Consider the following 12,207-nt stretch of genomic DNA (forward strand, 5'->3'; position numbering starts at 1 on the left):
CCAGTGTATTGGAACCAGAACTCGACCAAAACTAGGGAGGAACTCTACAATCGAAACCGCGCAACGCCCAACCTCGCCGAATCGGTCACGTTCCCGAAATCAGCGGTCACGTTCACCGAAATACGCAGATATTGCAGATTTCTGTTCAAACAGTCGCGCAACACAGTTCTCAGAGAACCACCGTTGGGCGAAGCGTGTCGAACGCAATCACCGCGCCGTCACCGGGGTGAGCGATAAATGGCAGTTGCCGCCCGGGGTCAAAGCTTTTGTAATCAAGACGGGTTGCACGGCCACCAGCGGAAGATCGACGACCAGCGTCAACGGAAGGTCGCCGGCGGCAGCCGGGTCGTCGGCCGCCGACGGGACGCTGGCACACGGGAATAAGCCCACCGCGCTGAACGTTTTCCTATGGTACGCAGGCGGGCCGGATGATCAGCGCCCGGAACCCATTCGAGTCCGAAATGCACCGTCCGGGCGGGAAGTCTGCAGCCGGCAAAGGCATGAGCAACGTTTGGTCGTGAGCCAACGACTCCTGGTGGCGTTGACCGGAGGCCGGTGGTTCCGCGGCCCTGCATCGATGCGACCTTTAATGAACGGAACGCGAGCGATGATGCCGATTGAGAACACCGAGGAGCGCTTCGGAGCGGTCGCGATCCTGTTCCACTGGTCAATGGCGGTTCTTATCATTGGACTTCTGGCATTGGGCCTTTACATGGTCAGGCTTCCCGATGCCGGGTTCGACACGAGAAAGATCGTGCTGATTCTCTACCACAAGGAGATCGGCTTTGCGGTACTCGTGTTACTCCCAGCGCGGTTGGCCTGGCGGCTAACCCAGATACTGCCGCAACTGGTTGCAGATCTGCCTCAATGGCAAAAAATCGCCGCCCGATTCGTCCATCTTTGCTTTTACGCAATGATGTTCGCGTTGCCGGTGACTGGTTGGCTGATGTCCTCTGCCGCTGGCATCCCGGTCTCGTTCTTCGGCCTGTTCATGCTACCCGGTTTCCTTCCTCGCGACGACTATCTGTTTCAACGACTCATCGACATCCACAAATGGCTCGCTTACGTACTGATCCTTTTGATATTCGTTCATGTGGGCGCGGCGCTGATGCATCATTTCGTACGCAAGGACGATACTTTACGCAGAATGTTGCCTTAATGTGCTTTCTCGACCACGAGACTGGCGAGTTCCCGCAATAGTTTTGCCATAGCCTCATTGGCCGCTGCGACTCCCGCGGCGGCGTTCCCGTCTCGCATGGGTACCCGCACCGACAATTCTCTCGTCGCAATCACCTGATTCGTTGCCTCGAGGCTAAGAGAGACGCGCATCGCGAACTGCAGTATCGCGGGGTCCGAAGTGAAATCCTGCTTAAGCGTCAAGAGTTCGGTGTGAAGCACGAAAGTGTGGTGGCCGAAGTGAGGGGCGGACAGAACATCGCTGAAATAGCGGGTCTGCCGAAGTGTCTCGACGATTAAAGGCTGAATCATCCGCGGCGGTGTTTCCGCCCATTCATTCTGGCTGAAGTACGCGATCTGATGCGCCTGGGTCGTATAAGCCATCTGCGTTGTGGCGTAGATCGGCTCGGCCTCGGGGATCAGCACCAGCAGGGTCGCAGGATGGGGCCGTTCGCTGGGCAGATCAAGCGGGATATTCTCCAACACATATTTTTTCATATCCATCTTGACCGGCGAGAAGAGAGTGCAGGCCGACCACGCGACGACGCATAGTGCGATGAAAGTCGCCCTGCCCTTGTCGATTTTCATTTCCGTTCGCCCGGCCCGGGTGCCGGCGGTGCCGTGCCGCGAATCACGATTGAGGGGTCGCGATTGATCCTGGCCGCTACGTCGGCGACGGAACTGGACAGATTGTCAAGGTTGGACAGCGCCTTGTGCGCTTCCGGCAAGATCTGCGTCTGGAGCGCTGTCACGGTGTCATGGCTCGACTCCAGCAGCGGCTCGAAACGATGACTGGCGCGTTCGGTGTTAGCAACGATAGCGTTCAGTTTCCCGGTGTTTTCCGCCAGCACCGTGGTGACTTTCTGCAAGCTGTCGACTGATTGCTTGAGCGATGCTACGGTTGTCTTGTCGAGTATCGATTCCAGCAGTTCGGTGATGACGCGAACGTTTTCGTTTACCTGATTTATAGTCGTATCGAGCGTCACGGCTTTCGATGGCGCCGTCGGTATGATCGGATAGGGCTCGCCTGGCCGTGGGGCCAACGGCCGAAAATCGTTGCCGACGTCCTCGATGGAAATATAAACGTAGCCTGTAAATCCTCGTGTCGCAAGGCCTCGGGATGTGATCGTGGCTACGCTCGCCGAAGTAACCGGCGCCGTCTTGTCGATAGTCAGCACGATGTCCACCGAGTGCGGATTGACCAGCCTGATGCTTTTCACCTTTCCCACATCGACGCCGTGGAATTCGACTGGGGCATCGGCAATGAGACCGGAGACGGACTCCTCTGTATCGATCTGGTAGGTCGCATATTGGCTTGCGGAAAAAAGATACCAGCCCGCCCCAGCGACAGTCACCACAAGCAGCAACGCCACGAACGCGAGCCTGGCCTTCGTGCCGATATCGTCTTTCATCGCACATCTCCTCCATGACTTCGCCAGCCGCAGGTCTGGGGCCGGCGCAAAGCGTGGTCCGTGATGATCGACTGGCCCAACTCACCGGCTCGTATCCGTCTGAATCGTGACCTGCCACCCGTCTGGCATGCGTAAGCGTCCGAATCCTGACGGCATCGAGCTCGTGGCGACCTTGTAGTAGTTAATATCCGCCGCCACTGCTGCTACTGCTACTGCTGCCACTGCTCGCCGCCGCACCGCTGTCATGTGTGCCCGCGTTTGACGGGCATCCCGTTAAGGTGACCGACAGAATCATGAGGAAGGCCACTACCAGCCTGGTTGCTTTCATCTTGAGCTCCTGTGCGCGCGACTGGCGCGCATTACCCGACTTCGCGCCTCGCATATATCATATGCCGTCAAGGCGAACATCCTTTTCCGGCTTCCGGCCCAAGGCTAACAGGAACAGAGGTACCCGTTAGCTCGCTGGCGCTTTCTGACACCCGTTTCCAACTGGTAAACGTTCTGCGGCACCGGGATAATCCATCCTCAGTGGATCAATCGATCCGGCTCGACAGGAGCAGCGTCAAGGCGGGAACAGTCACGTTCGCAGTGACTGATGCTGCTGGCGATAAGACGAAGCACGAACTGGTCGTGGCGAAGACCGATCTGGCCGACGACCCGTTACCGGCAAAGAACCAGCAGATCCCCGAAAGCCTGTTCAAGAAAATGGGCGAGGCGGAAGACGTGGCGTCCGGCACGAGCAACCATCTGATACTCAGGTTCTCACCGGGTCATTACGTCCCGATCTGCAACAAGGCAGGTCACTTATGCACGGAAATGGACGCCGTCTTGATCCTCAGACGTTTGATCTATCTCTGCACCGACATGCGGCCTTGGGCGCAACAGCGATCCGATCGCCACGGGCTAATGCACCCGTCACGGCCAGCCTACTCGCCGGTTTGCGCCCGGTTGCGACGCTATCTGTACAAGACCAGAAATGCGGCGCAGTAACAGGAAGCCAGCAACCACCCTGGTCAACGGACATCATTCGTTTTTTACCGACACCGGGGGCTCATCCGCGCGCCGACGTCCATGTCGCGACCAGCAACAGCACAAATCCGAACACCGCGATGCCAGCGTGGACGAGGATTAACCACTTTGGCAGGGCGATCATCTTCCAGTGATAGCCAAGATTCAGAACCGCACCGCCGGCAGCCGCGATCAGGAACAAGGCAAGTGCGACAAGCGCCAGCACTGGTAGTCCGATCGTTGCGGCGGCATAGGCCAGCAGTGTGATCGCGGAGGCGGCAAGCACACCGTGCAGCATCGCAAGCCACGCCGGAGGATGGGGCCGTCCGGCAAAGCGCATACCGGCCATCAACAGACCACCGAGTGCGCCAAGTGCAAGCAATACCGTCGCGGTCTTCAGAATCAGGCCAGGTTCCATGATTGAAATCTCCTTCACAATGTCAGTGATGTCGTCCGTCGGAGCGATTCGCTTCGTCACGAACGCGGACTCGGACACCGTCAGCGCCCAGGATCTTCGTTCCCAGCGATCCGGGCCATGACGTTTTGAACAATCCGGTCGCAACGTGTACCGGCGAACTCGAAAAGCTCGCACTCGGCAAGATCGATGTCGTGGGCCAGCGATTCACGCAGCAGGCTCTTCGCCCGAAAATGCCGGCTGCGGACCGTGGCCTCGGGAATCCCCAGACATTGCGCAGTTTCGTCGATGCTCATTTCTTCCACCGACCGGAGCACGAATACCGTGCGCAGAGATTCCGGCAACGCATCGAGCTTTCGCTCGATGAGCGCGCGCATCTCGGCGCGTGCCAGTGCGTTGTCCGGAGAGGCAGAGTCAGGTAGTGGCGTGGTGTCCATTTCAATGTCAGCTGTGTTCGAAGTCACCATGGGGATGATGTTCTGCCTGCGGTTAGCACGTCGTAACCGGCCGAGACATTCGTTCAGGACCAGCCGCGACAGCCAGGTGGACAAGGAGGCCTGCCCACGAAACCGGCTGATGGATCGGTAAGCCGACAGATACGCCTCCTGCAACGCGTCCTCGGCCTCCGCGTCATCGCGCAGCGTCACGCGTGCCAGACGATACAGGCGCCGGTTGTGTCGCCGCATGAGCAGTTCGAACGCCGGGTGGTCGCCTGCGGCAATGCGTCCAGCGAGGGACAGGTCATCACCGTTGGGCGCGGAAGATAAGTAACTTGTGTTCGTCATTGCGTGCTGCCTCTCATCGCACAGTAAGGGAGCCGTGCATCGTCGGGTGGAAGCTGCATCCGTATGGATAAGTGCCGGCCCTGCCGGTGACATAAGACCACGACGCGTTCGCGGCAAGGCTCCCCGAGTCGAATGCACGGTTATCAGCGGTCACCGTATGGGGAAACAGGTCTTTGTTGATCCACACGATGCGATCCCCGCGTTTCACATTCAGTGTTGCCGGACTGAAGCGCATGTCTTCCACAGCGACGACGTAGGTTTCTGGCGCTGCGAGCACGTTGCCAGCGGATGCCAGCATGGCACAGGTGACGACCTTGCACGCCAGCGCGATGCCAGCCGACCGAACGTGGCCCGTCATCAGTTCGACTCCGGCAGCGCACCCTCGCCTATCCACCGCTTTTTCCCAGCGACGCCTGCAAGTGCCTGGCGTGCTCGAGGTGCGCGACAAAGGCCGGCCGAACCTTTACAAGGAGCGCTTTCAGTTCTTCGTTTTTTGCATTCGGTATCAGACTTTTGTCGAGCGCATCAAGAACGCTTTCGTGATACGCCACCTCGTGGTCGATGTAGGCGCGATCGAATGCGTGAGCATCCAGTTTCCTGCGCGCCGCGAGATTCGCATCCCCGCCACTCTTCAGGCTCTGACTTGTTGCGTTCTCCTCGGGTGTCACGTTCAGCTTATGCACGAGATCGGCGGCCGATTTGTTGACCGCGCTGTGGTCGGTAATCATTTGCTGGGCAAATGCCTTCACGTCCGTCGACTTCGACCGCGACTCGGCGAGCTTGCCTGCGTCGATGTCGACCTGATTGGCCGTCACCACGATCGCCGCGATCTGCGGATCGGTTGGCCCGGCGTTTTGCGCCCAGCCAGCGACACTGATCAGGGCCAGGACGCCTCACCAGCTTGGGTTAATTAATCTCATGATGGTATCTCCGTGGATGTCTCCAACCAGCCCGGAACGACCCGAGCCAGCCTAACGCGACGTTGCGTATGTAGATAGATGTCACGACTGGGAATCCCGTTCCGCGCAAGAGCTTTGGTTCAGCAGCCGCCGGAGCAAGCGTTCTTGCATTACCGCCTTGCGGTCCTACAATCCTGGATGTCAACACCTGAAGCGGGTCGCTTTCAGGTTTTTTCGCGCTGGAGGTCTTCATGCGCCATCATGAAGCCCCTTTCATTTTTCCGCGCGGCTCCGCAACTTGCCCGGCCTGCCCGAAGCGGCAGACGACAGTCCAACTTCGCAAATTGGCCTCCGCGACGCTCACCGTTGTACTTGTTTCGCTAGCATCTACCGCAGTCGCGCAGACCATTGCGATTGTTTCAGGCACTTACGGCGGTAGCTGCGGGGTGCGCCACGGTAACGATACCCGCCACCTTGCGGCCGAATGCGGTGGTCGCATGTCATGCCGATATGTCATAAAAGACCGGCGCACGGACAATCCATTGTCTGAATGCAAGAAGGACTATCTGGCTGAATGGAGGTGCGGCATGCATGAATTCCATACCGCCGCCGTCAGTCCCGAGGCGAACGCCAGCACGCTTGCGATTAGCTGTATTGCATCGGCCGGAGCCGGTAAATAGCGCCCAAGACGCACACCCAACACTGCGGAGGCTGGAACCACGACACGTTGCCCCTCGGCGACGAATTTGCGCCTAGGTTTCCGTATGACCCGGCGCCGCGCCGCTGCTGCCGGCGCGCAAGCCTGCGACCATCTCCGCCAGCCAGTTCACAACCAGCGCCGTGTACGCGCGCTGGCTGCCGTCGTCAGAGAGGCCGTGATCGGCGCCCTCGATGATGCGATACGTCAGCGAATGCGCGCGCAGGAAGGCCTGCAGATAGCTGGCGATGACCGTGTGCGGAACAATCTCATCGTGTTCCGATTCGACCAGCAGCACGTCGCCATTGAAGCTCGCGGCGGCACGCAACGCCCGGTTTTCGTTCGCCGGCACGATGCGCTTGCGATACTCGACAAGATCGTGCTCGACATGCAACGCGCGTTTCGGCGTGGTCCAGCCGTCGTCGAGATACAACGCGGGCACGCGCAGACCGAGCCAACGAACGGGGCGCAACTCCGTCAGGATGGCCGCGAGATAGCCCCCATAACTGCTGCCGATCACCGCGATCGAATCGCGGTCGATCAGCGGATGTGCAGCCAGCGTATCGTACGCAGCAATCAGATCGTTGAGATTCGTCTCGCGCGTCACCGTCTGTTGTTCGCTTTGCGTACGCGCATGCCCTGTGAGGTCGAATGTCAGGCATACGCAGCCCATGGCCGCCGCCTGCCTCGCGCGTTCGAGATACTGTCCCTGGTTGCCGCCCCATCCGTGCACGAAAAGTGCCCCGGGCACGGTCGCTTTCGGCACAAGCATTGTGCCGTCGAGATGGCCATGTTCGACCTTGATCTGCAGCTGGTAACGGTCAGCTGTCATCAATCGACGCTCCTTTGCGGCGTTCCCCGCCTGGCGTGTAGTACTTCGTGATTTGACCAGCGTGCGCATCGACACCACTGTAGACCACGCACGCCCCAGCGGGTAGCCGTACATTTTTTCCATAGATCTCGCGTGTCGATGCGTACACCAGATGCGCGTGCGGTTCGGCTCTGAATGTGCGCAGTGCACCGATCTCGGCACCCGTTGCGCCACCGACGCGCCAGGACTGCTCAAGCACGCCGCAATGGAGGACGCCCGCTTCATCGAAACCGCGCGCCACGTCGTAGTTTCGCCTCGATGCAAAGAACCCGGCATAGTCGCTGTGCACAGTGGCATCGAATGCGCGCGCCTTCGCGATGGCTTCTCGTATGTTTTCCGGCAGCTCGAGCCGCACAAGCGCATTGAAGCCGCCTCGCACCACGGCCAGATCCGTGCCGCCATAAACACGGTGGCCGTGATTGTTGACGGTCAGGTGCTGCACGCCGTAGTAGCTCGCTATCATGTCGTCGATCTCGATCTGGCCAGCGCTGAATGTTTCAATCGCATCCAGATGCCGCTCAATGACGATGCCTTCTCGCAGCGCCTCATCGCCAAGCGCATCGAGCTCCGCCTCCAGTTGGTCGCGGTTCGCAACCAGCGTCTGCCCAGCGCCGCCGATTCCATAGGGCCGCTTGACGCGCACGCGGCCGCCTTCCAACAGGATGCGCGCGGCGTTGCGTGCATCGTCGCGTGAAAACGCCGAATACCCCGGCAATACCAGTGAGGCCGTACGCGAGCTGAACGCATGTGACCAGCCGGGCGGCGAAACCTTTGCATCATCGGGCAGGCCATGCGCAATCAGCTTCGTCGCAACAAAGGGAAACGGCACGACGCCACCATACAGATCGCGTACGGATCGCACGCCGAGTTTGCGCGCGTCCGCAAGGGTCAGCGTGTCGTCGGGAATGAGATAGCGATGTGCCGGATAGGCGCATGCTTCGTCGAATTCGCCCGCAAGCTGCGTGCCTTTCAGCTCCGCGATCTGTCGCGCGAGTTCCCGAAGCGTGTCGGCTTCGTGACCACGTGGGGCCACCTTGGGTCCCTTGCGATACAGGAGGACGACTGGCAACGCTGGCGCCGCGGAACTCGCGCCTACGAAGGGTGGTAGCGTCATTGCGATGACATGATACGAAGCACCGGACTTCCGCCGACGTCTTTCAGCGCGAAAAACGAATGGTGTGTAGCCTGGTCGATGGCAACGACATGCGCATTCGGCCCGAGACGGCCCTCACCGATCTTTTTGATATTCGCGCCTCTGACGCTGAACATCGAAACAATGCCAGCTTCGCCCGCCACATAGAGCGTGCCCGGTGCCGGATCGAACGCGAGCACGTCCGGGTCGCGGCCGATTCCGAACGACTGGATAATTCGCCGTGCTTCCATATCGAAAACGAGCAGCTTGTCGTTTCCCTGGCAAGCGATAAAGGCGAGCCGATCCTGAGAATCAATCAGCAGCCCATGATTGTGTTCGGCTCCCGGAAGCCCGAAACGCGCAACGATCCTGTCGACGGCCGGGTCAATTTCATTGAGTTCGTTGCGTGTCTGAACGTTGACGAAAATGTGCTGCGATCGCGGATCGTATTGCGTATTGCCAACCTCACCGCCGAGCGGAATGGTCGCGACACGCTGGTTGCTTCGGACGTCAATGACCGTCTCAGTGTTACCGGTCTCGTCTGATACGTAGAGCTTGTGCACCTCCGGCGCGTATGCCATCCCGTCCGGGTAGCGTCCACCTGGCATGCGCGCGACTATTTTGAGCGTCGCTTCGTCGATGGCGACGATTTCGTCCGTTCCTGATGCTGAAGCAAACACGCGGGACAGTTCGGGAATGGCGAGCACGCCGTGAACGGATGAGACACCAGCAATGCGTGCGATCACGCCCGACGCACCCACATCGAAGGCGATCACTTCCCCGTCGCCGAGGTGGGCGATGAACAGCAGATGGCGAGCGGGATCGTAGCTTTCATAGTCGAGCCGGGTGGCGCGACCCGGCAACGGGATGTCGGCGACATGCGTCAGTGGCAGGCCATGGGCTCCTTCTTCCCCGGCAGCGGGGGGAACCATGTACAGCAGAACGCCTGCAACTGCGGATAGAACGAGAAGGACGGGGTACGACAGGACAACTGGACGGAAGCGCCAGTGTTGCAAGGTTCTCATGAAACCCTCCCACGCGCGATTACCACCGCTGCACGCAAGCGGCAGCGGTGGCATCACGCATCTAGAGTGCCGTGCACCGTTATCGCGTGCTTGCGCTCTGCGCGTCCAGAGCCGCCTTGACGCCCTTTGCCAGATCGACAGCCTTCCCCTTGCCCCAGTAGTGCAGGAACAGGACGCGGGGCGTTTCACCGGTCATATGCTGATGGATCGCGACAATGTTGATTCCGGATGCGCGCATGCTTTTCAGCACGGCCTGCAGTTCGCTTTCACGCATCGCGAAATCGCCATCCACGACGGCTTCGTCGTCCGTGCCAGCGAATGCAGCCCAGGTGTTGACGCCCATCTCGTTGCCGACCGTAGCGCCGTGCATGCTGGCTGTTTTCCCGATGACCACCTTGAACATGCCGTTGTTCGTCTGGCCTTTCGATCCGAACACCGCCTCCAGCGGCGCGGGGCTGATGCTGCTCGGGCTGGCGATGTGTCCGGGAAAGATGTTCTCCGGATCCGCGTGCGCGGAACGGATCTCTCCGATCTTGTCGTAGACCTTCCTGACACCCTCGGAGAGCTGTGCCACGTCCCCAGTGCCACCGATATGCATGAAGTAGACCTTCGGATGATCGAAAAAGAAGTGGTTGTGAAGCGCCGTAACCTCCAGTCCGGCATCGAGCGCGGCACTCATGACGGGATTCACCTCGTCTTCAAACAACACGGTGTCGCCCATCATCATGACCTGCGAGCCATGTGCCGGCTTGAATGCCGCATAGGAGGTCAACCCCATGAATGGCGGCATCGTCCAGTCGTCGACCTGGACTTTCACGTCGTTGCGCGGTTTCGTTACCTTGAACACGTCTTCCTGTTTCGAATACGTGCCCTTCAGGCCGGTGATCTGTTCGATGCGACCGGTGTCCAGAGCGGCTGGTTGCGCGGCCAGTACCGAGGTCGCAGCGGCGCAGGCGCCAACGGTGATCAGCAATGCACGCGAGAGACATTTCAGCGATGACATCAGGATGTCCTCCTTTGAATTAACAGCGGGCAATGCAAGCGACGCCGTTATCAGATCCAGAGAGCGTGCCGGCCGCCCGCATTGTGGGCACGGAACTGTTTCATTCGGCTTAGCCGTCGGGCTTGACGTGACGAAATGCGCCAAGCAGCGAGAGGTCGTAGGTAATCTTGAGCACACCACACGCAAGCAACGGCGCACCGGCCCAGCCCAATGCGATCAGTGCTCCCGCCAGCGTCGGTCCCAGCGCTGCGGCGAGACTGCGCGGTACCGTGGTGAAACTTGCCGCCGCCGGCCGCTCGGGGGGCGTTACCACCGCCATCACATAGGCGGTGCGGGTCGGCACATCCATTTGCGACAACGCGCTGCGAATGAGCAGCAGCGCCAACGTCAGCGGCAAGGACGGTGTGAACGCGGCGGCGATCAAGCAGAGGCTTGCCGGGATGTGGGTAAACACCATCGTGTTCAGCAAGCCGATCTTGCGCGACAGCGGTACCGCGGCGAGTTGCGAGCCCGCCGTCAGGAGCCCGGCCCAGAAGAAGAACCGGCCCGCCGCACCGAGCGAAAGACCGAAGCGTTGCATCAGCCACAGCGACAGCAACGCGTTCACCACCAGGCCGCCCGCAAACGCATCGACGCTGAAAAGCAGCGCCAGGCGGGTGACGATTCCGCGCGACGGACCAAGCAGCGCACTCGGAGCGCGTGTCGGTGCGGACGGCCTGGGCAAGCGCAGATACAGCAACCACAGCGCGACGCCAGTCAGCGCATAGAGGACGAACATGGCGCGCATGCCGACAAGCAATGACATGCCCGTGTGCGACGCCAGCCAGTCGGGCAGTGCCGCGACCAGTGCGCCGACGGCGGCGGAAAGCGCTCCAACCAGGCTGTAGCGCGCGAATACCGCGGTGCGTGCGTCGCCCGTCGCCGATTCGGCCAGTCGCGCCTGCTCGATCGGCAGGAACAGGCTGACATCGCCCGAACTCGGGTTGAGCGTCCCGACAAACGCCACGATCAGCAGCGGCCACAGCGCAGACAGGCCGGCAAAGCCTATGCCGGTGACAGCCATCAGGCCAGCCGCAAAAGTCAGCATGCGACGCGGCGCATAGCGATTGCCGAGCATGCCGACCGCGATCGTCGCCAGGGCCGATCCGATCAGCGTCGTGCTGCTGACCAGTCCGACGTCCAGCTCCCCGAAACCGAGAGCGAGAAGGTATGCCGGCAGCAGCACGGCGATAAAGCCGTCGCAGAAACCGCGCAAGCCGCGGCCGACAAGCAGGAACAGCGCGCTCGGCTGCACCCCCGCCGGCAGCAGCCACCGCGGGACCCGACTGCCACCTGCGGTCAACGCCGCGTCCTCAGGTGCGCGCATCGCCCTGACACCATGCGTACAGTGCGTCATAGACGATCATGCCGTGCCGCAGCTGATCGTGATCGTCGGTGAAACGACGCGAAAGCCCGACAGAAATCGCGTAAAGCCCGCTCGCTTCGGGCGCGAGGTCGAGCCGGCTGGTGTCCGCCCCGCGCACGATGCGGGCGAGCTTGAGCAAGGCGGGTTCGCTCAGCTGGTACTTCTGCAGGAACGCGTCGAAGCTGCACAGCTCGCCGTGGTGTCCAAGTTCAACGTTTGGCACATCGTATGGAATCGCACCGGTCTCGTTCGCCACCCGCAACACATCATCTCGCGGCACATAAAGAAACTCGGCGTCCTTGTCAATGAAGTTGACGATCAGCCACGGACATGCGATCCGATCGACTTTGGGGCGTTCGCGTGTGACCCATTTCATGAT

At 60.4% G+C, this 12,207-nt stretch carries 15 protein-coding genes; 3 read left to right on the forward strand and 12 right to left on the reverse strand.

All coding sequences use genetic code 11. The features are described 5' to 3' along the window. The first annotated feature begins 607 nt into the window (after positions 1-607). Positions 608-1,159, forward strand: coding sequence for a cytochrome b (locus tag F6X42_RS28445; RefSeq protein ID WP_222945753.1), 552 nt, complete (start codon positions 608-610; stop codon positions 1,157-1,159). Here the strand turns inward: F6X42_RS28445 and F6X42_RS28450 are convergent. Together F6X42_RS28450 and F6X42_RS28455 are read right to left on the reverse strand one after the other, a co-directional pair. Further along, complete coding sequence (locus F6X42_RS28450; RefSeq protein ID WP_187637383.1) at positions 1,156-1,764, reverse strand: ABC-type transport auxiliary lipoprotein family protein; 609 nt, start codon at positions 1,762-1,764, stop codon at positions 1,156-1,158. The two genes, F6X42_RS28445 and F6X42_RS28450, sit on opposite strands and share 4 nt — an antisense overlap. After that, positions 1,761-2,588 carry an MlaD family protein gene (locus F6X42_RS28455; protein WP_187637384.1) on the reverse strand — a complete coding sequence of 276 codons (828 nt, stop codon included), beginning with the start codon at positions 2,586-2,588 and terminating at the stop codon, positions 1,761-1,763. The genes F6X42_RS28450 and F6X42_RS28455 overlap by 4 nt, the downstream gene beginning before the upstream one ends. A gap of 528 nt (positions 2,589-3,116) precedes the next feature. Here F6X42_RS28455 and F6X42_RS28460 point away from each other — a divergent pair. After that, entirely contained in the window at positions 3,117-3,578 is a 462-nt protein-coding gene (locus tag F6X42_RS28460; protein WP_187637385.1) for a hypothetical protein, read from the forward strand. Between the two features lie 61 nt (positions 3,579-3,639). Here F6X42_RS28460 and F6X42_RS28465 read toward each other — a convergent pair whose 3' ends face one another. The 4 genes from F6X42_RS28465 to F6X42_RS28480 are packed head-to-tail and all read right to left on the reverse strand — an operon-like array spanning position 3,640 to position 5,683. Then, positions 3,640-4,074: a hypothetical protein gene (locus F6X42_RS28465; RefSeq protein WP_312892930.1), complete on the reverse strand. Its 435-nt coding sequence runs from the start codon at positions 4,072-4,074 to the stop codon at positions 3,640-3,642. Positions 4,075-4,094: 20 nt separating this feature from the next. Next, a complete protein-coding gene (locus F6X42_RS28470) occupies positions 4,095-4,796 on the reverse strand; it encodes an RNA polymerase sigma factor (protein WP_187637387.1) in 702 nt (233 codons plus the stop codon). A gap of 13 nt (positions 4,797-4,809) precedes the next feature. Beyond that, the gene (locus F6X42_RS28475) at positions 4,810-5,154 is read right to left on the reverse strand and encodes a cupredoxin domain-containing protein (RefSeq protein ID WP_246530258.1); all 345 of its coding nucleotides are present in this window, start codon (positions 5,152-5,154) and stop codon (positions 4,810-4,812) included. Between the two features lie 28 nt (positions 5,155-5,182). Continuing rightward, positions 5,183-5,683: a DUF4142 domain-containing protein gene (locus F6X42_RS28480; RefSeq protein ID WP_187637441.1), complete on the reverse strand. Its 501-nt coding sequence runs from the start codon at positions 5,681-5,683 to the stop codon at positions 5,183-5,185. 263 nt (positions 5,684-5,946) lie between these two features. On the opposite strand from F6X42_RS28480, the gene F6X42_RS28485 reads away from it, so the two are divergent. After that, on the forward strand, positions 5,947-6,375 hold the full coding sequence (locus F6X42_RS28485; protein ID WP_187637388.1) for a hypothetical protein: 429 nt from the start codon (positions 5,947-5,949) through the stop codon (positions 6,373-6,375). A 72-nt stretch (positions 6,376-6,447) separates the two neighbouring features. Here F6X42_RS28485 and F6X42_RS28490 read toward each other — a convergent pair whose 3' ends face one another. From F6X42_RS28490 to F6X42_RS28515, 6 genes are all read right to left on the reverse strand, one after another. Continuing rightward, positions 6,448-7,224, reverse strand: coding sequence for an alpha/beta hydrolase family protein (locus F6X42_RS28490; protein ID WP_187637389.1), 777 nt, complete (start codon positions 7,222-7,224; stop codon positions 6,448-6,450). Further along, positions 7,214-8,377 carry a DUF3182 family protein gene (locus F6X42_RS28495; RefSeq protein WP_187637390.1) on the reverse strand — a complete coding sequence of 388 codons (1,164 nt, stop codon included), beginning with the start codon at positions 8,375-8,377 and terminating at the stop codon, positions 7,214-7,216. Before F6X42_RS28495 ends, F6X42_RS28490 begins: the two co-directional genes overlap by 11 nt. Next, on the reverse strand, positions 8,374-9,420 hold the full coding sequence (locus F6X42_RS28500) for a YncE family protein (protein ID WP_187637391.1): 1,047 nt from the start codon (positions 9,418-9,420) through the stop codon (positions 8,374-8,376). Before F6X42_RS28500 ends, F6X42_RS28495 begins: the two co-directional genes overlap by 4 nt. Positions 9,421-9,499: 79 nt before the next feature. Next, positions 9,500-10,423: a DUF1259 domain-containing protein gene (locus F6X42_RS28505; RefSeq protein ID WP_187637442.1), complete on the reverse strand. Its 924-nt coding sequence runs from the start codon at positions 10,421-10,423 to the stop codon at positions 9,500-9,502. Between the two features lie 109 nt (positions 10,424-10,532). Further along, the gene (locus F6X42_RS28510) at positions 10,533-11,789 is read right to left on the reverse strand and encodes an MFS transporter (protein WP_187637392.1); all 1,257 of its coding nucleotides are present in this window, start codon (positions 11,787-11,789) and stop codon (positions 10,533-10,535) included. Beyond that, complete coding sequence (locus tag F6X42_RS28515; protein WP_018420361.1) at positions 11,776-12,204, reverse strand: chromate resistance protein ChrB domain-containing protein; 429 nt, start codon at positions 12,202-12,204, stop codon at positions 11,776-11,778. Before F6X42_RS28515 ends, F6X42_RS28510 begins: the two co-directional genes overlap by 14 nt. Positions 12,205-12,207 lie beyond the last annotated feature (3 nt).

Origin of the sequence: Paraburkholderia podalyriae (genome assembly GCF_014397785.1) — a bacterium.
In the GTDB taxonomy this organism is placed as follows: domain Bacteria; phylum Pseudomonadota; class Gammaproteobacteria; order Burkholderiales; family Burkholderiaceae; genus Paraburkholderia; species Paraburkholderia podalyriae.

Excerpts from the sequence above, each read along its gene's own strand:
- F6X42_RS28475 (WP_246530258.1), bottom strand. The coding sequence starts at position 5,154 with ATGACGGGCCACGTTCGGTCGGCTGGCATCGCGCTGGCGTGCAAGGTC.
- F6X42_RS28510 (WP_187637392.1), bottom strand. The coding sequence starts at position 11,789 with ATGCGCGCACCTGAGGACGCGGCGTTGACCGCAGGTGGCAGTCGGGTC.
- F6X42_RS28500 (WP_187637391.1), bottom strand. The coding sequence starts at position 9,420 with ATGAGAACCTTGCAACACTGGCGCTTCCGTCCAGTTGTCCTGTCGTAC.
- F6X42_RS28470 (WP_187637387.1), bottom strand. The coding sequence starts at position 4,796 with ATGACGAACACAAGTTACTTATCTTCCGCGCCCAACGGTGATGACCTG.
- F6X42_RS28490 (WP_187637389.1), bottom strand. The coding sequence starts at position 7,224 with ATGACAGCTGACCGTTACCAGCTGCAGATCAAGGTCGAACATGGCCAT.
- F6X42_RS28515 (WP_018420361.1), bottom strand. The coding sequence starts at position 12,204 with ATGAAATGGGTCACACGCGAACGCCCCAAAGTCGATCGGATCGCATGT.
- F6X42_RS28505 (WP_187637442.1), bottom strand. The coding sequence starts at position 10,423 with ATGTCATCGCTGAAATGTCTCTCGCGTGCATTGCTGATCACCGTTGGC.
- F6X42_RS28495 (WP_187637390.1), bottom strand. The coding sequence starts at position 8,377 with ATGACGCTACCACCCTTCGTAGGCGCGAGTTCCGCGGCGCCAGCGTTG.
- F6X42_RS28450 (WP_187637383.1), bottom strand. The coding sequence starts at position 1,764 with ATGAAAATCGACAAGGGCAGGGCGACTTTCATCGCACTATGCGTCGTC.
- F6X42_RS28445 (WP_222945753.1), top strand. The coding sequence starts at position 608 with ATGATGCCGATTGAGAACACCGAGGAGCGCTTCGGAGCGGTCGCGATC.
- F6X42_RS28485 (WP_187637388.1), top strand. The coding sequence starts at position 5,947 with ATGCGCCATCATGAAGCCCCTTTCATTTTTCCGCGCGGCTCCGCAACT.
- F6X42_RS28455 (WP_187637384.1), bottom strand. The coding sequence starts at position 2,588 with ATGAAAGACGATATCGGCACGAAGGCCAGGCTCGCGTTCGTGGCGTTG.